Origin of the sequence: Bacillus sp. FSL W8-0848 (assembly GCF_038007805.1) — a bacterium.
In the GTDB taxonomy this organism is placed as follows: Bacteria; Bacillota; Bacilli; order Bacillales; family Bacillaceae; genus Bacillus; species Bacillus glycinifermentans.
In genome coordinates this window covers 1,547,681-1,566,843 of record NZ_JBBOYB010000001.1, presented here as the reverse complement: position 1 = coordinate 1,566,843, position 19,163 = coordinate 1,547,681, and the positions used below count along the sequence as shown (strand labels likewise).

The window sequence follows — 19,163 nt, the reverse complement described above, 5'->3', positions numbered from 1 at the left end:
AAACCCAAGGGCTTTTACCCTTGGGTTTGTTCAAGTTCCAAAACGCCGTAATGAAAAAGCGCGGTTTTCCGCCTTTTTACATCAAAGCCGCAAGCCTCAAAACGCGGGCTCTTCCAATGGTCTTTTAGGACAACTCTTTTTCTGGCAACGCGAAGAGCCTCCTCTACACATCCCGAAAGATTAAAATCGGCGTGTGCCAGCTTCCTTAAGGGAGCAATGCCGTCAGATGCCGCTATACCTTCATCGAACATGGGATCAAAGTAAACGACATCTGCTGAATCATCAGCGAGCCGGCGAAGGTATTCCAGGTTGTCGCCCGATGTAACGCGGATTCTTTTCATCGCCTGATTCAAAACGGAAAGGTCGGTCTCCCATGTCTGAAGTCCGCTCTCTACAAGAAATGCAAGAAGCGGGCTTTTTTCCACTCCGAAAACCGTACCTTCTTTCCCGACGGCCAAGCTTGCGATGATCGCGTCAGAAGCAAGGCCGAGCGTGCAATCGATCACCTTGTCACCGGGCGTAAGTTGAGCGGCTTCGACAAACGGATCCGTCTCCCCTTTCAAAAGCCGCTTGGCGCGAAACATGGCCGAGTTTGGATGGAAGAAAAACTTTTCACCGTCTGAGTGATAAAGCTCAAAGCGCTCTTTTCCAACCACAAGGACGTCATCCTGCTCCGTTTCCCTGATTTGATAGATCGGCCGTTTTCTCCGCTCGGAAAATCGGGCATTGAGCGTTCCGCTGATTTTTTTTGCCGTTAATATCGTGTCTTCTGCCGGTCTGTAGCTTGTCGTAACAATCATCTTTTTCTCCGTAAAAAATGCCCTTGAAAAAAGGGCATTCTAGCAATGTTTTTCAAAAGCATCTGTAATGTTTTTCATAATCTCTGTCATCTCGCGGCCTTCGATTTCTTCACGCGGAATAAAGTGAACGACCTCTTTTCCTTTTAAAAGCGCCATGGAAGGGGAAGAAGGCTCAAACCCTTTAAAATACTCCCTCATTTTTGCAGTTGCTTCACGATCCTGACCGGCAAACACGGTTACGGTCTGATCGGGCCCGCGGTCGCTTCCGGAAACGGCTTGAACGGCTGCTGGTCTTGCCAGTCCGGCGGCGCATCCGCAAACCGAATTGACGACGACAAACGTTGTGCCCTCGGCAGCTTCCATGAAATTCTCGACTTCCTCTTCGTTCGTTAACTCTTTAAAGCCGGCCTGCACCAGTTCCTGACGCATCGGAGCAACGAGCTGGCGCATGTATTCTTCGTATGCTGTTGACATATAAAAGCCCCCTCTATTTACCTTACACTACTGATGTAAAGGATACTACAGAGGTGGATGAATTTCAAACTTCCGAACGAAAAACCGCTAGATCTTCATGATGCCGCCCGTATTTGCAGACGTCACAAGCTTCGAATAACGGGCCAGGTAGCCTGTTTTGACCTTCGGCTCAAAGCCCGGCCAATTCGCTTTTCTTCTCTCCCATTCTTCATCGGAAATCTCGATGTTCAATATCCGTTTTTCGATATCAACGACAATATGGTCGCCGTTTTCTACAAATGCAAGCGGTCCGCCCTCGGCAGCTTCCGGTGACACATGGCCGATTGAAAGCCCGCGCGACGCTCCGGAAAAACGGCCGTCTGTGATCAGCGCGACCTTCGGGCCGAGACCCATTCCGACGATCTGGGAAGTCGGCGCAAGCATTTCAGGCATTCCAGGTCCGCCTTTAGGACCTTCATAGCGGATGATGACGACGTCTCCCGCTTTTACTTTTCTGTTTATGATGCCGTCAAGCGCTTCTTCCTGCGAATCAAAGACGACCGCCGGGCCTTCGTGGCGGGTAATGCCGTTCTGAACGCCTCCGGTTTTGATAATTGCCCCGTCAGGCGCCAGGTTGCCGAACAGCACGGCAAGCCCGCCCTGTTCTGAAAACGGCTGATCGATCGGATGAATGACTTCGTAGTCCTTGACCTCGCATCCTTCAATATTATCGCCGAGCGTTTCTCCCGTTACCGTCATCGTATCCAGGTGAAGGGCGCCTTCTTTTTTGGACAGCTCGTTTAAGACCGCGGAGACGCCTCCTGCTTCATGCAAATCTTCAATGAACACATCAGATGCGGGAGCAAGCTTTGATAAATGAGGAACTCTTGCTGCAACCTCATTAATCCGTTCAAGCGAATATTCAATGCCTGCTTCGTTTGCGATCGCCAGCGTATGAAGGATCGTATTGGTCGACCCGCCGAGCGCCATGTCTAAGGCAAACGCATTGTCGATCGCTTTTTCGGTGACGATGTCACGCGGTTTTAAATCTTTTTTGATCAGCTCCATCAGCTGGCGCGCTGATTGCTTCGCAAATTCTTTCCTTTCCGGTGCCGTTGCCAAAATGGTGCCGTTTCCTGGCAGCGCGAGTCCAAGGGCTTCCGACAGGCAGTTCATCGAGTTGGCCGTGAACATGCCTGAACACGATCCGCAAGTCGGACAGCCGAACTGTTCGAGCTCCTCCAGGCCCTTTTCGTCTATTTTGCCGGATTGATAAGCCCCTACGCCTTCAAATACAGAAGAAAGCGAGATTTTCCGTCCGTCGCTCGTTCTTCCGGCAGCCATCGGCCCTCCGCTGACAAAAACGGTCGGAATATTGATCCGCATCGCCGCCATAAGCATGCCCGGCGTAATTTTGTCACAGTTCGGAATACAAATCATCCCGTCAAACCAGTGGGCCGAAACGACCGTTTCGACGGAGTCGGCGATGATTTCGCGGCTAGGAAGGGAATACCTCATTCCGATATGCCCCATCGCGATGCCGTCATCGACGCCGATCGTATTAAATTCAAACGGAACACCGCCCGCTTCCCTGATCGCCTCTTTGACGATTTTTCCAAACTCCTGCAAATGGACATGACCGGGCACGATGTCAATATATGAGTTGCAAACGGCAATAAACGGTTTGCCGAAGTCCTCTTCCTTTACCCCGGCCGCTCTCAGCAGACTGCGATGCGGCGCTCTGTCGATCCCTTTTTTAATCATGTCACTGCGTAAACCTGTCATGATGATCCTCCTAAACTTTCTTTGTATATTCCGAATATTCAGTTTTATCAGTCTGTCTAAAGCTTCTTTTTATGGATTTTCAAGCTGATGGCTGATTTTGTTTTTCAATCTGATAACCGCTCCCCATTTATCAGACCTCAAACATTCGGATATGATTGCTACCTACTATATATATTTTCAGAGTTTTTTTCAACAATATTCGAAATATTTTTATAGAAAAAGTGATATTTTCTAACAGGACGCTTGTCTTTATCATAGTTCTGCACCGGCCGGAATAAGCGCCTTTTTTCGGTCAAAATAAAAAGACGCTGCTCTCAGCGCCTTTTTACCGGTTTTCTTTTTTGCGGCTTTCCGTCATTTGCTTCCAGACGGAACCTTTTGCCTCTTCTCCGTGCTCGATCCGTTCGATCGCCATTTTAATTTGCAGGCTGACTTCGAATTCCGGATCGTTTTCAGCCTCTTTGAGCGCAGCAAGCGCGCTTTCGTCGCCGACCTCGTACAAAAACATCGCTGCCCTCCAGCGGACGAGCTTGCTCGGGTCTTTCAGCGCCTTTACCATCGCCGGAATGGCATCCGGGTTTCCGATATCTGAGAGGCAGTCGCCGGCAGTTCTTCTCACCGTGATCGTTTTATCCTCAAGCGCTTGATATAACAGCGGGAGAACGTCCGGCGTTTCGATCATGCCTAAATACACGACGGCAAGCCTTCTGATGGATGTTTTCGGGTCATTGAGCGCTTTCTCAAGCACCGGGATGTCCTCTTCCTTCGGATCCATCTGCTCCAGATGCGCATAGCGCTTTTGCCAATCTTCATCATCCAGCATGTCAAGCGTCACCTTGTACGATTTTCTTTGCACGGCTTGCTTTTCGGTTTCTTTATTGTGTGATGCGGCCGCTTCCGTTAATTTCTGAAGACGCTCTTCATCATAAGCCGCTTGAAGCTCTTCCGTCACGTCACGGCCGATTTCTGAAAAATCTCCGAACCTGACGCCCTGCTCCTTCCACGACCGCTCAAGGACGACATTGGAAGACGCGGTTTTCAGCTTAAAGATCGCTTCCTGAAACCGTTCAGGAAGGCCAAACCGTTCTTCGCGTTCACCGTCCGTCAGTTTGACCTGCATCGGGATGCCGCTGAACATCTGCACAAATACTTTGACCTCGCCAAACGACTCTTTTTCCTCCGAAGCTCCGCCGTTTTCATCCGTTTCAGCCATTCCAAAGGCTGAACGGACAGCCGGGAGAATATCTTTCCAGTCAAACCTGGCATTCCGTTCAACCGCTAAAAAGTCTGCCACATGGTAGACTCCCTTTACCCCGTCTATGTTTAAAACCTTCTGAATAACAGGCGGAGCGCCTTCTGCCTGGCCTTTTTTATAATTGTTGCTTTTCCCGCCCGGCAGCTCTTCGGTTAATATAACCTTCATTGTATTCGGACTCGGTGTCGGTTCTATCGATTTAATCTTCATGGTTGTCCCCCTCTGTATCAAGATCCGGGTCTTATTCTACCATAACCGTGATTCCTGATCTATCAAGGCGGTTTCTTCGCCGTATCCGCACTCGTTTTTAAGTTCATGAAGGAAACCGGCCATCACCTCATGCCGATGCTCGGCCAGCTTTCTTCCTGTTTCGGTGTTCATCAGATCCTTCAGAAGAAGAAGCTTTTCATAAAAATGCCCCACAGCCGACGGAACGCCTTTGTCCCGGGCGCCTTCCCTGTACATCGCATGCCCCTTTGCACCGGCATACATGAAGGTTCGGGCGATTCCGACGGCGCCTATTGCATCAAGGCGGTCGGCATCCTGTACGGCCATCCCTTCTGCCGAAAGCTTTTCACCTTTATATGTTTCCCTGTCTCTGAAAGACATTTTCGTAATAATACCGATGATTTCTTCTGCTGTTTTATTGTCGATTCCCCAGCCTGAAAATTGGCGGCGCAGTTCCCGAAGCGGTATTTTGTACTGCGGGGATAATTTTTCGTCGATCAGGTCGTGCACAAGGGCGGCCGCTTCTGTGATAAACAGGTCAGCGCCTTCTGCTTCCGCGATCAAAAGGCTCAGGCGCCGCACCCTTGTGATATGCAGCCAGTCATGGCCTGTCCCTTCATCTTCGAGCTTTTCTTTCACCCAATCGGCAATCATTTTGAGCTGCTCTTTTTTTCGCTGTTTCATCCGAGCCATTTTTGAATCGTCTCTTCTATTTCTTTTGGGTTTGTCTGCGGCGAAAACCGCTGGACGGTTTCACCTGTTTGATCGACGAGAAATTTTGTGAAATTCCACTTGACCGCTTTTGTGCCGAGCATCCCTTTTGCCTGGCTCGTCAGGTGCATATACAGCGGATGGATATGCTCACCCTTCACGTCCACTTTGGCAAACATCGGGAACGTCACCCCGTAATTCAGACTGCAGAATTCCTCGATGCTTTTTTCATCGCCGGGTTCCTGATTCATGAACTGATTGCACGGAAACCCAAGAACGACAAACCCCTTGTCCTTATATGCATCATAAAGCTCCTGAAGCTGTTTATACTGCGGGGTAAATCCGCATTTGCTGGCTGTATTGACGATGAGAAACACCTTTCCTTCATACGGCTTCAATGTCGTTTCCTCGCCCTTAATCGTTTTTACGCTGATATCATAAATGGACATGTTCATCGCTCCTTTTAGAATAGCCCTTTTGCCCGGCCGTTCTCATCAACGTCCATGGAAAGCGCGGCTGGACGCTTCGGCAAGCCCGGCATCGTTAAAATGCTGCCGGTCAGAGCGACGAGGAAGCCGGCGCCTGCTGACGGCTTCAGTTCGCGGACTGTAATGAAAAATCCTTCCGGCCTTCCGCTCTTCTCCGGATCGTCTGAAAGGGAATACTGGGTTTTCGCTACGCAAACGGGCAAATGACCTAAACCGTTCTTTTCCAATTCGGCAAGCTGTTTTTTCGCCTTATCCGTGAATTTTACGCCTTTTGCTCCGTAGACGACCCGCGAGATTTTTGACAGCTTTTCCTCAATCGAATCAGATAATTCGTACAGATAAGAAAATCGGTTTTCTTTTTCATGCAGCACACTGACGACCTTACGGGCCAGCTCAATACCGCCTTTGCCCCCCTCTTCCCACACATTGCACACCGAAGCAGGATGGCCCTCTTCCCGGCACCAGTCAAGCACCGTTTCGAGCTCGGCTTCCGAATCCTGAACAAACCGGTTCACGCCAACGACATACGGAAGGCCGAAGGCCCTGATCGTTTCAATGTGTTTGGCAAGGTTTGCAATTCCCCTTTTGACGGCTCCTGGATCGCTGGTCTTCAAGTCTTGTAGCGCGACGCCTCCGTGCATCTTCAGCGCCCTTACCGTGGCGACGATTACGACTGCGCCAGGAGTAAACCGGCCCGCTCTCGTTTTAATATGCAGAAACTTTTCGGCCCCTAAATCAGCGCCGAATCCTGCTTCTGTCACGACGTAATCAGCAAGCTTCATTGCCATCTTAGTCGCAATCAGACTGTTTGAGCCATGGGCGATGTTGGCGAACGGCCCCCCGTGGACAAGCGCAGGCGTCCCCTCGACGGTTTGCACGAGGTTCGGCTTCAATGCGTCTTTCAGGAGAAGGGTGAGCGCTCCTTCCACTCCGAGCATTTTGACTGTCACCGGTTTTTGGTCAGCGGTGTAGGCGACGATCATTGATGCAAGCCTTCTCTTCAAATCTTGCAAATCTGTTGCAAGGCATAAAACGGCCATGATTTCAGATGCGACCGTAATGTCAAAACCGTCTTCCCGCGGAAAACCGTTCGCTTTGCCTCCCAGCCCGACCACGGTTTCCCTCAGGGCTCTGTCATTGAGATCGAGCGCCCGTTTCCAAACCACTCTTCTGATATCAATGTTTAATTCATTTCCATGATGAATATGATTGTCTATAAAGGCTGCCAATGCATTATTTGCGCTTGTTATCGCATGCATGTCCCCGGTAAAATGCAGATTAATGTCTTCCATCGGGAGAACCTGCGAGTATCCGCCTCCTGCGGCGCCGCCTTTTAAGCCCATTGTCGGTCCGAGAGACGGCTCTCTGAGCGCAACGATCGAACGTTTCCCATCCTGCCAGAGCGCCTGGCTCAAGCCCACGGTGACCGTTGACTTGCCTTCGCCGGCCGGCGTCGGGTTGATGGAAGTTACCAAAATCACCTTTCCGTCGGGTTTATCCGCTAATCGATCAAAAATATTTAAGGAAATTTTCGCTTTAGTGAAACCAAAGCACTCTATTTCTTCGTCATCTATACTGAGTTTCCGTGCAATTTCCGTTATCGGTTTTAATTTGGTGCTTTGAGCGATTTCAATGTCTGTTAAATGGGTTTTCATAAGCGAGAGGAGCCTCCTTCTGGTTCATCAGATGATGGTTTCCATATTTTTCACACACTTCTTTCATTGTAACACAATTCACGCATTGAAATATCGCCAAAAAGTTCCTATAATGAAGAAAAATCAGCGGAGAAAACCGGAGGTGGCGTGTTGCCTATCAACATTCCTATCGATTTACCAGCAAAGCAGATTCTTGAAAGTGAAAATATTTTCGTCATGGATGAAAAGCGGGCGTTCCATCAGGATATCCGGCCTTTAAACATTGTGATTCTCAATTTGATGCCGCAGAAAATCAAAACGGAGACACAGCTGCTGAGGATGCTCGGAAATTCTCCTTTACAGGTATATTTCACTTTTTTAATACCGTCTACCCATACACCAAAAAATACAGCAAGGCAGCATTTAGAGCAATTTTATACAACCTTTTCTTCGATAAGGGACAGAAAATTTGACGGCATGATCATTACGGGGGCGCCGATCGAACATCTGGCATTTGAAGATGTCTCGTATTGGAACGAGCTCCGGGAGATATTCGACTGGAGCAGAACGAACGTCACGTCAACGCTCCACATCTGCTGGGGGGCTCAAGCCGGGCTGTATCACCATTACGGCATACGCAAAATAATGCTGCCGAAAAAGACGTTCGGCGTGTTTGAACACAGAATATTAGAGAAAACTGAAAGATTGGTCAGGGGATTTGAAGAATTCTACTATGTCCCGCATTCCAGGCATACAGATATAAACATGGACGATCTAAAATCGGTCCCAGATTTAAAGGTGCTCAGCGTATCGGATGAAGCAGGCGTCTGTTTAATTGCTTCAAAAGATGAAAAACAGGTTTTTTTAACTGGACATCCTGAGTATGATACCGATACTCTTAAAGAGGAGTATGAAAGAGATTTGGCCAAAAATATGGAAATTGATCCCCCGGTGAACTATTTTAAAGATGGACCGGACGGCTCGGTTCCTGTAAACCGCTGGAAAGCCCATGCCACTCTATTGTTTATGAATTGGCTGAATTATTACGTTTACCAGGAAACGCCATATGAATGGAAATGAAATTCTCATGCTCTGGTCTGATGCAAGACGCGTAAAATATGATAAAATACAGTTGGGTTTGTCTTCCATAAAAAAAGAAGTTTGGTCCGGTGTTTTCAGCTGTCAGGAAAGCGCAGGAAACCAACGCTTTCCTGCGAATCCAAACTTTAAAAATACCTTAATTTTTGTTCTTCATTTATAATTAAACTAATATTTTATGGTATGGTATGTGTGGACATTAACTCCTGTTTTTATTATCATTTAGCTCTTGTTGTTTGAATTAATTGAGGTGAATATGTTTGAATACCAACAAAAATATATTAATTTTGACTGCAAATTATGGAAATGGCCATGTTCAAGTAGCCAAAACGCTTCATCAAGAATGTGAAAGACTAGGCTTTAAGAATGTAACTGTTTCGAATTTGTATCAAGAATCGAATCCGATTGTATCTGAAATCACGCAATATCTTTATCTGAAAAGCTTTTCAATCGGCAAACAGTTTTATCGCCTTTTTTACTATGGGGTCGATAAAATTTACAATAAAAGAAAGTTTAATATTTATTTTAAGATGGGAAACAAACGGCTTGATCAGCTTGTTAAAAAGCATGAGCCTGATATTATCATCAACACGTTTCCGATGATCGTCGTTCCTGAATACAGGCGGAGAATGGGAAAAGTGATCCCGACATTTAACGTGATGACGGATTTCTGCCTTCACAAAATCTGGGTTCACGAACACATTGATAAATATTATGTAGCGACCGATTATGTGAAGGAAAAGCTGCTCGAAATCGGCACTCATCCAAACAATGTCAAAATTACAGGCATTCCGATCCGCCGTCAATTTGAAGAAGAAATGGACAAAGATCAAATTTACGCCAAGTATCAGCTGTCTCCCGATAAAAAGATTCTGCTGATCATGGCCGGCGCCCACGGGGTTCTCAAAAACGTGAAAGAGCTGTGCGAATCCCTGATGGTGAAAGAAGACGTCCAAGTTGTCGTCGTTTGCGGGAAAAACACGTTATTGAAAAGCTCGCTCGAAGAAATTGAAGCACTGTATCCGGATAAGCTGAAAACGTTCGGCTATATCGAAAGAATTGACGAGCTGTTCCGCGTGGCTGACTGCATGATCACGAAACCGGGCGGGATCACCCTCACGGAAGCCACCGCCATCGGCGTTCCGGTTATCCTCTACAAACCGGTGCCTGGACAGGAAAAAGAGAATGCTCTGTTCTTCGAAGACAAAGGCGCTGCCATCGTCGTAAACCGGCATGAGGAAATTCTCGAATCCGTGTCTTCCCTTTTGGCGGATGAACAAAAATTAAACGAAATGAAACGCAACATCAAAGCTTTGCACTTATCCAATTCTTCAGAAGTCATTCTGACCGACATCGTGAAACAGTCAGAGATCATCATGAATAAACAGCAAGCTGTCAGAGCCCTGTCATAGCAGGACACAGGCAGCCCTAAAAAAACACTTGTGAAAACAAGTGTTTTTTTCTTATGATTCGGTATAGTATGCTTCTTCAAACGGCTGAACGACGACAAACCCGTGTCCGGCAAATTTCATTTGAATGGATTCCCCGCTCCCTCTGCCGATAAACGTTTTAAAAGAGACGTCTGTGACAAATTCAGGCTCAAGATTCCCTGACCAGGCTACGGTCGCATTCGGATCGGTGTATACGGGGCTTTCCGGAGAAACGAGCAGGGTAAGCGGTTCATAGTGACTCGTGATCGCCGCCATTCCGGTCCCTTCGAGCTTTACGTTGAAAAGCCCGCCTGCAAGCATCCCCGAAATTCTTTTCATGAGCTTAATATCCCACTTCATGCCGGACTCAAACGCCAGCAGGTCATTTCCGTTTACAAAAATGGAATCATCGTCCAAATTTAAAATCGATATCTTTTTCCCCTGATCGGCAAGATACAGCTTTCCCTTTCCTTCGGCTTTCATGAGTGAAGTGCCTTCACCGCTCAATACCTTTTTCATCATCCGCCCGAGTCCGTGTTCAAACACGCCTTCCCGCTCAAACTTGATTTGTCCTCTGTAAGAAATCATCGAGCCGGCCTTTGCCCATACTTTCCCGTCCAGATTCACTTCAAGGAGACGCGAAGTCTCAAGCTCAAACATCCCCTCCCCTTTATCCTCCTGCTGCGTTTTTTCCACAAATTCATCAATCGAATAACGATTCATCTTAGCAACACTCCTCATCTATGTATGGTTTCCTTATATACGTAGCTCCCGGTGAAACGTTTCATTTTCTTTGCTCCGTCAACGCTTAAAAAACCATATTTTGAAAGCGATTGCAATAAAATTCCTTAAAAAAGCATAAAAGTTCATTTTTTTCTCTTGACAGCTTGACGAAGCCTCTAGAGATGGTGTATAGTGAAACCATCATTTAGCAGAACATCGTTAGATGATGAAAATTTTTTTTAGCACACTGTGCTACAGTACTAGGAGGATTAAGCAATATGCAAAACGGTAAAGTAAAATGGTTTAACAATGAAAAAGGCTTCGGCTTCATCGAAGTTGAAGGCGGAGACGATGTATTCGTTCATTTCACTGCAATCGAAGGTGAAGGATACAAGTCTCTAGAAGAAGGACAAGAAGTTTCTTTCGAAATCGTTGAAGGTAATCGTGGACCTCAAGCATCTAACGTTGTGAAGCTGTAACTTTAACAGAATGAAGAACAAATGAAACTTCAAATAGAGGAGAGGCATCTTAGCCTCTCCTATTTAATTTTCAGCTGAATTTCGATGGCTAAAATGTTTTGTTTCAGCCTTTGTTCGATTTCCTCAATATTTTTCTCCAAGGACGGCCGTCCTTTTTTTGCGATATCCACCAGCTGTTCCAAATCTTTATATACCTCGACAAATGTCTTGTGCAGAACGGTTTGCAATTCATTGCTTTCCACTGTCACAGGCCCCTTTTCTATAAGATACCCAAATTAGTAATATAGACTTATATTTTTTAGGCTCAATAGTTATATCGGATTAATTTTATTATATTTTTTCTTTTTTTGCACATAAATATCATTGTTTTAAGGAAAAAATAAATCGCGGAGGTGTTGATCATGAATCAGGAACATCATGATGCGATCGAAACAGGGTACAATCAGCGGAAGCAGCTTGAATTAGCCGTAGAAACCGCTCAAAAAACGACAGGGATGGCCACGAGGCAAAAAAGTTCAACATTAATGAAATCGGCGTACCGGTCGATCGAAGATGCGAGACAGCTGTCGCAAACCGAAGAATTATCCGTTTTGGACGGAGATTTTTTAAGGCAGCAGCTCGACATCTTGAACGAATGCGAACATCAGCTTGATGAGGCACAGCGCTAACAAAAAAACCGCTTCATGCGGTTTTTTCAATGATGCCCGACACCCGGGGCGGCGCGGGCGTCAGTTTTTGTTTGTGAGCACTTCTCCATAGGCGCGGAGCTTTTCCCCGACCGTGCATTTTGTAATGCAAAATGCATGGGCATACGTTTTTCCGTATTCCTTTCTGAAATGTTTTTTGATAAAACACCCTTCGCAGTAGGTGTCCTGCAGATCTGTCAGTTCTTTTAAGATCTCCTTCTTATCCAAGGCTTTCATCTCCGTTATTTGTCTAGTTTCGTGCGGCTTTCCACAATGGTATGCTCAAGCATTTTTTTCGCAAGCTGATCCGCTTCTTTATTGTCTTTGCGGCTGATTTGAACGTAGGTCGGCGAGAGCTTTAATTTTTTAAGCTGCTTTTCGATTTTATCGAGCCATTTCGAATGGACCGGATCATAGCACGGCCAGTTTCCATCAAGCTGGTTTAGCACGACAAGCGAGTCTCCTTTAATGACGACGGAATTCCGGCTTGCCCCGAGATCCCTGAGCTCGTTTACGGCTTCATAGAGGGCGGCATATTCCGCTTCATTATTCGTCGTCAGCCGGAAGCTTTTGTTTTTTCTCAACCGGTATCTTTCCCCTCCGAGGGAATAATAAATCACGATTCCGAGGCCTGCCAGCTGGCTGACCTTGTCATAGCTTCCGTCAAAAAACACCGTGATTTCATCCGGTTCATGCGCCAGTTCTTCCTTTAATTTTTCAAGCTCCTTCAGCGTCCAAAAAGCTCCCTTTTCATCCTCAAATTCAAGGCTGCCTACATACGGATTCTGCGCGAGCCGGCGGCCGATTGCCACCGCATCTTTGACTTCAATCCAGTCGTCGGCGGTAAACGGGACGGAAAAAGATCCGTTCAGTTGAATGTCCATGCTTGCTCTTAGTTTCACAAAATCACCTTTATTCAAATGATGTCTTGTTATGCTATAATCAAAACGGTCTTATTACAGCTTATTTAGAAAGGAAGTACCTGTTCTTGTTTAACGAGATTTTGTGGATCGGTTTTGCGATCATTAGCTTTATCATTGTTCTTTTCTTTTACAAACGGTTTGGCAAAACCGGCTTGTTTGTCTGGATCGGATTTGCCACAGTCGCCGCCAATATCGAGGTCGCCAAAACAGTCGAGCTTTTCGGGCTGACCTCGACGCTCGGCAATATCATGTACGGCAGCGTTTTTTTTTGCGACGGATGTCATCAATGAAAGATACGGCAAGGATGAAGCGAAGAAAGCCGTATCGCTCGGCTTTGCCGTCCTCGTGAGCCTGACCGCCGTTATGCAGGGCGCCCTGCTTTTTAAGCCGCACCCTGAGGATATCGCGCAGCCGGCGCTTGAGACGATTTTTGGCTTTCTGCCGCGCGTTGCGCTTGGAAGCCTGCTTGCCTATATCATCAGCCAAACGCTTGATGTTTATGTATATTCGTGGATCAGAAGGTTATTTCCTTCCGACCGCGCATTATGGCTTCGCAACAGCGGCAGCACGGCCGTCAGCCAGCTACTCGACACGTTCATTTTTACAAGCGTCGCGTTTATCGGCAAATATCCCTTTGACGTATGGGTGCAGATTTTTATCACCACGTATGTCTTAAAATTTGTCGTTGCCCTTTTCGCGGCTCCTTACGCCTATGCTGCCAAAAGGATCACCCCGATGGATGAAGGAGGCGAAAAAGATGCCGGTTGAAGTATATATCGACGGGGCTAGTGCCGGTGATCCCGGACCTTCCGGGCTCGGCATTTTTATCAAAAACGGAAGGGAATCGGAGTCCTTTTCCATCCCTGCCGGGCGCTTAAGCAACCATGAAGCCGAATTTACGGCGCTCATTGAAGGCATGAAGCTCAGTGCCGAAAGAGGCTATTCGATCGTTTCGTTCCGCACGGATTCCCAGATCGTCGAGCGCGCCGCAGATTCAGAATATGTGAAAAACGATGCATTCAAGCCGTATCTTAGCGAGATTATCCGCTTAAAAGCATTCTTTGATCTATTCTTCATTAAGTGGATACCCTCAAAGGAAAACCAAACGGCCGACAGGCTTGCCAAAAATGCAATTTTACTGAATCATCCAGATTAAAAACCGGACTGCTTGCGCATAATAAGCTCCTGAGGTGGTTCATGTGGATAAGCAAAAACCGGCCGGAAAAGGCCGCAGGGCGATATTGAAATGAACCGGCACACCGATCCGAAAACCGAGCTTGAAAATCGGGCGAAAAAAAGCAATACAAAACATTAGAGAGATCGATGGTTAACCGATCTCTCTTTTTTCCATTTTCATCAACAGCGGTTCAATTCCCCTGATCTGATGAACTTTCAGCATCTCCCTCGCCCTTTCGTGCAAGAGCGTAAAATCAGCGTCTTCCAATGAGCAGGAAAGCGGGACATCGCACTTGATTTCCGCGAGCACTCTCGAAAGCTTCAGATCTTCAAGGCTTTCGTTTATTTTCGTCTGCTGGCCTTTTGTCAGCCGATCGATATTTTCAAGCAGCCTGTCAACCGTCGAATATTCCCTTATCAGCTTGTACGCCGTTTTTTCACCGATTCCTTTCACGCCCGGATAATTATCGCTTGAGTCCCCCATCAAAGCTTTGATATCGATCAAGGCCTGCGGCTCGATTCCGGTTTCTTCGATGAATGATTCTTTCGTATACACTTTATAATTGCCGATGCCTTTTTGCATCAAAGCGACTTGGACGGAATCCTCCAGCACCTGAAGCAGATCCTTGTCCCCCGTTACGATTGTAACGTCCGCTTCATGCCGGAACAATGCCGCCAGCGTGCCGATGCAGTCATCCGCTTCATATCCGGCAAGGCCGATATTCAAAACGCCAAGCTCTCGTGCAGCTTCCTTCGCGAGATCGAATTGCGGAATTAATTCGAGCGGCGGCTCCCCTCGGTTTGCTTTATAATCCTTGAATAAATCATTGCGGTACGTTTTGCTGCCCATATCCCAGCAGCAGACGACATGGCTCGGTTCAAAAGCCGTCACGGCTGTCAGCAGATGCTTTAAAAACCCGTGAACCCCGTTTGTCGGAACGCCTTTGTCATTCATCATAAAATTGCGGTGCACCGCCGTCGCAAAAAAAGACCGGAATAATAAAGCCATTCCGTCAACAAGCAGCAACTTCTTTTTCATCCTTTGGAAACTCCCTTTCATACATACAATGCACCTATTGTACCACATGAGCAAAAATGATGAAAACAGCGCCAAAGACGCTGTTTTATTTTCCATGCTTTTTTTTGCTTGAAATCATTTTCGCTGCTTCCATTTGCGCGTAAGATTCAGTAGAAAATTCGGTATTAAAACCGTTTTTCTTTTTTGCGTTATTATTCTGCTGGGCATTTTTGTTGCCGAGCTTTGTTCTTCCCATCGTGTTTCACCTCCAGCGGACATCTATCTTATGTTTTGCATGAAGGCCTGAAACGACTCTCGGAAGGATCAACCATGTCTATTCGCGCGCATTTTTTCGGCTGACGTATTCTTCGACCATTTCCTTTGTGACAAACCGTCTCTGCGGAACGATGCCTTTTTTGGCCAGGTCGTTCATTTTCGCTGTCACCTGATTGATGCGGTCGGTAGAAAACGGCTCGTGCCGCTCGCATTTTGCGACAGCCTCTTCGATCGCCCGTTCTCTTTCATCTTCAAGAAGGACGAACTCCTTCACAATCTGATGCTGTTTTTTGGAATGTGCTGTAATCGCTTCGTGTACGTTTGTCATCGTGTGCATCCCTTCTTTTTTTATTCAGTCTACCATGCCTGACGGAATTAGGCTATTGCCGGATCGCCTGAAGCCATTCAGTCGCTAGAGCGTATGCGGTTTCGATTCTTTCTTCGTCTGCTTTAGTAAATGGCTCGTGGAAATATGTTTCCTTTTGACCGGAAATTTGGCCCATAGCCTCCTTGAACAAACATTCCCCGAGGAGATCTGCCTGTTTTCGGATGCGGCTTAAAAATGTTTGTTTTTCATGCTCAATCCAGCCGTCCATTATGGCAGAAAGCTTTGACGTAAGGGCCTCGATCAGCCTCGCCTTTCCGTTTTGCTGAAAAAATGCTTTCGGCGACTTGAATGCTTTCAGCTCTTCCTTAAATGCGCCTTCATCTGCCTCTGCCTCCCGGGGGTCATAGCAGTCAGATTCCGGCGGCTCCGCTTTGACATGGACCGAAAAGTAGCGATTGCCGTCAAGTTTTTGCTGAAGCGCGCCTCCCCACTCTTCATCCGCATATTTGACCATCATGCCTGTGATCCTGATATCGAGCGCTTTTAATTCCTGCAAGTATTCGAATGCGTACTCTTTCAAAGCCGTTTTCAAGGCTTTTTGCAGGTTGGCCTGCCAATCTCCGTTTTGCAGCCCCGGATGAATGGCCGATTTCAAGAGATCGTACGCATAAAAAGAAAGGCGCTGTCCGATATAATAAAACTGCTCTTCTATATCCTTTTCCGTCATTTGAAGCATAAAAGACCCGTCTCTTGACTCTTCGATCGCCGAACAAGCTGCCTTGTACGCTCCCGCGATTTCCTCTCTCTCCGCCTCCGCCTCTTTTGCAGATCGGTGCAGCGAACGGCGGAGCTGAAAAACCGCTTCGCAAAGCGCTTCGCCTTCAGATGCCAGCTGATCGACGGCAGATTTGGCCAATCCGTTTTCAATAAAGTCGTCGAGGTCTTTTCGTAAGCGGCTGAAATCGTTGAAGCCGGCGGGTGTTCCATCGAGCTCCTGTTTGCTTGAGACATGGTAAAGGTGCGGATTTTGAATCCCTTCCTTTAACAGCTCTCCCTTTACATAGGATTCGACTGTTTCCAATTCTTCAGCGCTTCCCGCCAGATCTGCCGCGTTTAGAATAAAAAACATTTTATCCATGCCAAATGCGTCTTTGATCAGCCCGAGCTTCCGCAAGAATGACCGGTCCGCTTTTGAAAAGGAATGCTGATAATATGTTATATAAAGGAGCGCATCCGCGTCTTTCATATACTGAAAAGCGAGTTCTGTATGCCGTTTATTCATGCTGCTCGCACCAGGCGTGTCAACAATCGTAATTCCCTTGTTCGTGACAGGCGTATGCAAATAAACGGTGACTTCTCGGACAGCGCAAGCCGTTTCTTCATCGGCGACATACGGTTTTAGCTCATCGGCGGATATCATGAATTCACCTTGATCGATGATATAGTGCTGAAAACGCCTGTACGCCTTCTGAAAATGTTCAACGATGATGCGCTCATCCTGCTGAAGATTTCCTTTTTTCAAGAGATGTTCCAGCTTTTCCGAAAAAGTTCGGCCTTTTGCACCAGACATCTTCCCGTCTAAAAGCTGGTCTAGTTCAGCGGCCATCTCCGTTTCTGTTTTAAAGGCCACCTCCGCCGACCCGTCTTGTTTTGCGCCCGTCGGTTCGGTGATCTTGTTGATCGTCGCCGTCGTCGGCGTAGGGGAGGACGGAAGCACCTTCCTTCCGCAGAGCGCGTTTGCAAACGAAGACTTTCCGGCGCTGAACGCGCCAAACAGGGCCAATGTGAACCGTCTGGATTGGAGCCGTTTCGTTTTGGCGGCGAAAGCCTTCCTTTGCTTTTCCAAACTCGGAATATCCTCTAAATGACGGACAAGCCGCAAAAAGTAATCGATATAATCAGAAACGCTTCTTTCGGCTGTACTTGAAGTCCCTTGGGCCGCTTCTTGCCGAGGCGCCGGCTTGTTATCAGACCGCTTCATTTCGATCGGTTTTTGCAATTCTTTCTTTTCCTGTACATGCCAGTTTGCTTCCGGTTCTTCGCCCTTACCTCCGGTTTCCCAAAGATCCAAGAGGCGATTCGCTTTTTCACAGGCATTCCGCTGGGCGCTAAGCCGTTGATGCAATTCCGAAAGCTTCATTTTTTCCTCTTCATATTCGCGTTTCATCACCGTCAGCCGGCTCTCTTCCTTCTCAGCCAGGAGAGCCGTCAATTCTTCCGTGAGAGCCCGGGCGGCCGCCTTCGCTTTTCTCCTGATGCTTTCGGCGAGTTCTTTTGTATAGTTCAGCACATATTCCGGGGAAAGCGCCGCCCCTTTTTTCAGCGCTTTGACCAAAAGGGTCTCATCGACCTCTGCAGCGAATTCGAGAACGCGGGAGAGAAAGTCGTCGCTGTTAAGGTCCAATCGATTTGAGAATGTTTTGAACGCTTCAATCATATGCCAGTCAATCTCTGCCTGAACCCTTTTTCTGACGTCCGCCAGAAAAGCTTCTTTTCTCCTTTCCTTTTCCTCAAGCGTTTTTGCTTTCGTGAAGAGAAAACCTTTTTTAAAGCTTTTTTCATTTGATTCGAGGTACAGTTTGGCAAGTTCCCTCATGTCAAACGGTGTGAGATTTGCATTTTGAATGATCGTTTCGATTTCCTTTTTGACCTCTTCTTCAGCCCGCTTCCGGAGCGCTGCGGCTTCAGAAAGCCCTCTCTCAAGATCACGAACTTTTGCTTCCAGGGCAGCCGTTTCATCCGGGAGGGACGATTCTGCATCGCTGATCAGCATCTCTGTGTGCTCGTTGATCAGGCTGATGACTTTTTGTTCCGTATATGTCCGCAATTGCTGTTCCGTTCGGTGCTGAAGCCCAGACAGCTTATCGCGAAGCCGTTTGAATTCATTGAGCGGATGTTCGGCCTCTGTAACGGACGTAAAAAAGAGGTGATCTTCCCTGATCCCTTCTTTCAGAAGCATGTCAAGAACCTGGTTTTTATACGTCAGAAAAGGCGTTTCCGATTCATCGTGCCTGTCGATTTGATTGACGATGAAATATAAATTCGCTATTTTTCCCCGAATGGAGCGGAGAAAGTTCACGTTTTCTTCAGAATGGACATGGTTGTAATGCACGACATAAAACAGTGCGTCAGCCTGATGCAGAATGGATGATGCCGAAAGGAAGTGGGCATCGTCCGTAGAATCGATTCCAGGTGTATCGATTAAAACGGCATGAGGCGCAATCCCCGGAAAGTCCCCTTCAATTTCTACCATTGCAATTTGGCTGCCGTCCTTGCAATACGCCTGCACTTTTTGTTTATCATAAGCGCCCTTGAACGATGCGTATCTTCCATCTGTCGTATGAAGCGCCGTATTCGCCTCTCCCCTCCTGACAAGGACAAGGTTGGCGCTTGTCGGAATCGGGCTTGTCGGTAAAACATCTTCTTGAAGCAGCGCGTTGAGCAAAGACGATTTCCCTGCTGAATAATGGCCGCATAAAGCGATATACACTTCCTTGCGGGCCCATTTTTGAATGACGGAAGCAAGCTGTGCTGCCCGTTTCTCATCCCCGTTTTTCTTCAGCTCTTTGAAAACAGCGCCTGCCTTTCTCATCAGGTCGTCTTTCGTATTAAGTTGTGCCATTATTCCTACCCCTTTTTGCATGTTGTTTAACTGTAGCCCCTTTTCCCATT

20 protein-coding genes and 3 pseudogenes are annotated in these 19,163 nt (G+C 47.3%); 8 read left to right on the top strand and 15 right to left on the bottom strand.

The window, feature by feature from the left end; translation table 11 throughout:
• Positions 1-14 precede the first annotated feature (14 nt).
• The 7 genes from NSQ39_RS08205 to NSQ39_RS08175 form a co-directional block, all read right to left on the bottom strand.
• Positions 15-797 carry a class I SAM-dependent methyltransferase gene (locus tag NSQ39_RS08205; RefSeq protein WP_309245898.1) on the bottom strand — a complete coding sequence of 261 codons (783 nt, stop codon included), beginning with the start codon at positions 795-797 and terminating at the stop codon, positions 15-17.
• Positions 798-839: 42 nt separating this feature from the next.
• On the bottom strand, positions 840-1,274 hold the full coding sequence (locus NSQ39_RS08200; RefSeq protein WP_046129615.1) for a BrxA/BrxB family bacilliredoxin: 435 nt from the start codon (positions 1,272-1,274) through the stop codon (positions 840-842).
• A gap of 87 nt (positions 1,275-1,361) precedes the next feature.
• A complete protein-coding gene (gene ilvD, locus NSQ39_RS08195; protein ID WP_046129616.1) occupies positions 1,362-3,038 on the bottom strand; it encodes a dihydroxy-acid dehydratase in 1,677 nt (558 codons plus the stop codon).
• A gap of 325 nt (positions 3,039-3,363) precedes the next feature.
• The gene (locus NSQ39_RS08190; protein WP_046129617.1) at positions 3,364-4,503 is read right to left on the bottom strand and encodes a conserved virulence factor C family protein; all 1,140 of its coding nucleotides are present in this window, start codon (positions 4,501-4,503) and stop codon (positions 3,364-3,366) included.
• A 36-nt stretch (positions 4,504-4,539) separates the two neighbouring features.
• The gene (locus tag NSQ39_RS08185; RefSeq protein WP_099047047.1) at positions 4,540-5,214 is read right to left on the bottom strand and encodes an HD domain-containing protein; all 675 of its coding nucleotides are present in this window, start codon (positions 5,212-5,214) and stop codon (positions 4,540-4,542) included.
• On the bottom strand, positions 5,202-5,681 hold the full coding sequence (locus tag NSQ39_RS08180; RefSeq protein WP_175075044.1) for a glutathione peroxidase: 480 nt from the start codon (positions 5,679-5,681) through the stop codon (positions 5,202-5,204). The genes NSQ39_RS08185 and NSQ39_RS08180 overlap by 13 nt, the downstream gene beginning before the upstream one ends.
• A 14-nt stretch (positions 5,682-5,695) precedes the next feature.
• On the bottom strand, positions 5,696-7,375 hold the full coding sequence (locus tag NSQ39_RS08175; RefSeq protein WP_046129619.1) for a formate--tetrahydrofolate ligase: 1,680 nt from the start codon (positions 7,373-7,375) through the stop codon (positions 5,696-5,698).
• Positions 7,376-7,525: 150 nt separating this feature from the next.
• Between NSQ39_RS08175 and metA the strand changes: the two genes are divergently transcribed.
• From metA to NSQ39_RS08160, 3 genes are all read left to right on the top strand, one after another.
• Complete coding sequence (metA, locus tag NSQ39_RS08170; protein ID WP_175075043.1) at positions 7,526-8,434, top strand: homoserine O-acetyltransferase MetA; 909 nt, start codon at positions 7,526-7,528, stop codon at positions 8,432-8,434.
• Positions 8,421-8,615, top strand: a complete 195-nt coding sequence (locus NSQ39_RS08165) for a hypothetical protein (RefSeq protein ID WP_046129621.1) — start codon at positions 8,421-8,423, stop codon at positions 8,613-8,615. Before metA ends, NSQ39_RS08165 begins: the two co-directional genes overlap by 14 nt.
• A 97-nt stretch (positions 8,616-8,712) precedes the next feature.
• Entirely contained in the window at positions 8,713-9,864 is a 1,152-nt protein-coding gene (locus tag NSQ39_RS08160; protein ID WP_046129622.1) for a diglucosyl diacylglycerol synthase, read from the top strand.
• 51 nt (positions 9,865-9,915) lie between these two features.
• On the opposite strand, the gene NSQ39_RS08155 is transcribed toward NSQ39_RS08160, so the two are convergent.
• Positions 9,916-10,605: an AIM24 family protein gene (locus tag NSQ39_RS08155; protein ID WP_046129623.1), complete on the bottom strand. Its 690-nt coding sequence runs from the start codon at positions 10,603-10,605 to the stop codon at positions 9,916-9,918.
• Positions 10,606-10,883: 278 nt separating this feature from the next.
• Between NSQ39_RS08155 and cspD the strand changes: the two genes are divergently transcribed.
• A complete protein-coding gene (cspD, locus tag NSQ39_RS08150) occupies positions 10,884-11,084 on the top strand; it encodes a cold-shock protein CspD (RefSeq protein WP_003153604.1) in 201 nt (66 codons plus the stop codon).
• A gap of 59 nt (positions 11,085-11,143) precedes the next feature.
• On the opposite strand, the gene NSQ39_RS08145 is transcribed toward cspD, so the two are convergent.
• Positions 11,144-11,326, bottom strand: a complete 183-nt coding sequence (locus tag NSQ39_RS08145) for a hypothetical protein (protein ID WP_003182837.1) — start codon at positions 11,324-11,326, stop codon at positions 11,144-11,146.
• A 159-nt stretch (positions 11,327-11,485) separates the two neighbouring features.
• On the opposite strand from NSQ39_RS08145, the gene NSQ39_RS08140 reads away from it, so the two are divergent.
• On the top strand, positions 11,486-11,752 hold the full coding sequence (locus NSQ39_RS08140) for a DUF2564 family protein (protein ID WP_046129624.1): 267 nt from the start codon (positions 11,486-11,488) through the stop codon (positions 11,750-11,752).
• A 60-nt stretch (positions 11,753-11,812) separates the two neighbouring features.
• Here NSQ39_RS08140 and NSQ39_RS08135 read toward each other — a convergent pair whose 3' ends face one another.
• Both NSQ39_RS08135 and NSQ39_RS08130 read right to left on the bottom strand, forming a co-directional pair.
• Positions 11,813-11,998: a zinc-finger domain-containing protein gene (locus NSQ39_RS08135; protein WP_046129625.1), complete on the bottom strand. Its 186-nt coding sequence runs from the start codon at positions 11,996-11,998 to the stop codon at positions 11,813-11,815.
• Positions 11,991-12,672 (bottom strand): annotated as a pseudogene (locus tag NSQ39_RS08130) (reverse transcriptase-like protein). Before NSQ39_RS08130 ends, NSQ39_RS08135 begins: the two are co-directional and overlap by 8 nt.
• A gap of 86 nt (positions 12,673-12,758) precedes the next feature.
• Between NSQ39_RS08130 and NSQ39_RS08125 the strand changes: the two are divergent.
• From NSQ39_RS08125 to sspL, 3 genes and pseudogenes are all read left to right on the top strand, one after another.
• A pseudogene (locus NSQ39_RS08125) lies at positions 12,759-13,461 on the top strand (queuosine precursor transporter).
• Entirely contained in the window at positions 13,451-13,849 is a 399-nt protein-coding gene (locus NSQ39_RS08120) for a reverse transcriptase-like protein (RefSeq protein WP_175075041.1), read from the top strand. The pseudogene NSQ39_RS08125 and the gene NSQ39_RS08120 overlap by 11 nt, the downstream one beginning before the upstream one ends.
• Before the next feature lie 57 nt (positions 13,850-13,906).
• Positions 13,907-14,008 (top strand): annotated as a pseudogene (sspL, locus tag NSQ39_RS08115) (small, acid-soluble spore protein L); the annotation flags it as partial.
• A gap of 12 nt (positions 14,009-14,020) precedes the next feature.
• Here sspL and NSQ39_RS08110 read toward each other — a convergent pair.
• The 4 genes from NSQ39_RS08110 to NSQ39_RS08095 form a co-directional block, all read right to left on the bottom strand.
• Positions 14,021-14,908: a 5'-3' exonuclease gene (locus NSQ39_RS08110; protein ID WP_046129630.1), complete on the bottom strand. Its 888-nt coding sequence runs from the start codon at positions 14,906-14,908 to the stop codon at positions 14,021-14,023.
• 85 nt (positions 14,909-14,993) lie between these two features.
• Complete coding sequence (locus NSQ39_RS08105; RefSeq protein ID WP_175075040.1) at positions 14,994-15,143, bottom strand: hypothetical protein; 150 nt, start codon at positions 15,141-15,143, stop codon at positions 14,994-14,996.
• Positions 15,144-15,221: 78 nt separating this feature from the next.
• Positions 15,222-15,491: a YpbS family protein gene (locus NSQ39_RS08100; protein ID WP_046129631.1), complete on the bottom strand. Its 270-nt coding sequence runs from the start codon at positions 15,489-15,491 to the stop codon at positions 15,222-15,224.
• A gap of 52 nt (positions 15,492-15,543) precedes the next feature.
• Positions 15,544-19,113 (bottom strand): dynamin family protein, encoded by a 3,570-nt coding sequence (locus tag NSQ39_RS08095; protein WP_175075039.1) that lies wholly within the window; start codon positions 19,111-19,113, stop codon positions 15,544-15,546.
• Positions 19,114-19,163: the final 50 nt, after the last annotated feature.

Bases quoted from the DNA above. Each gene is read 5' to 3' on its own strand.
- NSQ39_RS08200 (WP_046129615.1), bottom strand. From the start codon at position 1,274: ATGTCAACAGCATACGAAGAATACATGCGCCAGCTCGTTGCTCCGATG.
- ilvD (WP_046129616.1), bottom strand. From the start codon at position 3,038: ATGACAGGTTTACGCAGTGACATGATTAAAAAAGGGATCGACAGAGCG.
- NSQ39_RS08190 (WP_046129617.1), bottom strand. From the start codon at position 4,503: ATGAAGATTAAATCGATAGAACCGACACCGAGTCCGAATACAATGAAG.
- NSQ39_RS08185 (WP_099047047.1), bottom strand. From the start codon at position 5,214: ATGGCTCGGATGAAACAGCGAAAAAAAGAGCAGCTCAAAATGATTGCC.
- NSQ39_RS08180 (WP_175075044.1), bottom strand. From the start codon at position 5,681: ATGTCCATTTATGATATCAGCGTAAAAACGATTAAGGGCGAGGAAACG.
- NSQ39_RS08175 (WP_046129619.1), bottom strand. From the start codon at position 7,375: ATGAAAACCCATTTAACAGACATTGAAATCGCTCAAAGCACCAAATTA.
- NSQ39_RS08165 (WP_046129621.1), top strand. From the start codon at position 8,421: ATGAATGGAAATGAAATTCTCATGCTCTGGTCTGATGCAAGACGCGTA.
- NSQ39_RS08155 (WP_046129623.1), bottom strand. From the start codon at position 10,605: ATGAATCGTTATTCGATTGATGAATTTGTGGAAAAAACGCAGCAGGAG.
- cspD (WP_003153604.1), top strand. From the start codon at position 10,884: ATGCAAAACGGTAAAGTAAAATGGTTTAACAATGAAAAAGGCTTCGGC.
- NSQ39_RS08140 (WP_046129624.1), top strand. From the start codon at position 11,486: ATGAATCAGGAACATCATGATGCGATCGAAACAGGGTACAATCAGCGG.
- NSQ39_RS08120 (WP_175075041.1), top strand. From the start codon at position 13,451: ATGCCGGTTGAAGTATATATCGACGGGGCTAGTGCCGGTGATCCCGGA.
- NSQ39_RS08110 (WP_046129630.1), bottom strand. From the start codon at position 14,908: ATGAAAAAGAAGTTGCTGCTTGTTGACGGAATGGCTTTATTATTCCGG.
- NSQ39_RS08105 (WP_175075040.1), bottom strand. From the start codon at position 15,143: ATGGGAAGAACAAAGCTCGGCAACAAAAATGCCCAGCAGAATAATAAC.
- NSQ39_RS08100 (WP_046129631.1), bottom strand. From the start codon at position 15,491: ATGACAAACGTACACGAAGCGATTACAGCACATTCCAAAAAACAGCAT.
- NSQ39_RS08095 (WP_175075039.1), bottom strand. From the start codon at position 19,113: ATGGCACAACTTAATACGAAAGACGACCTGATGAGAAAGGCAGGCGCT.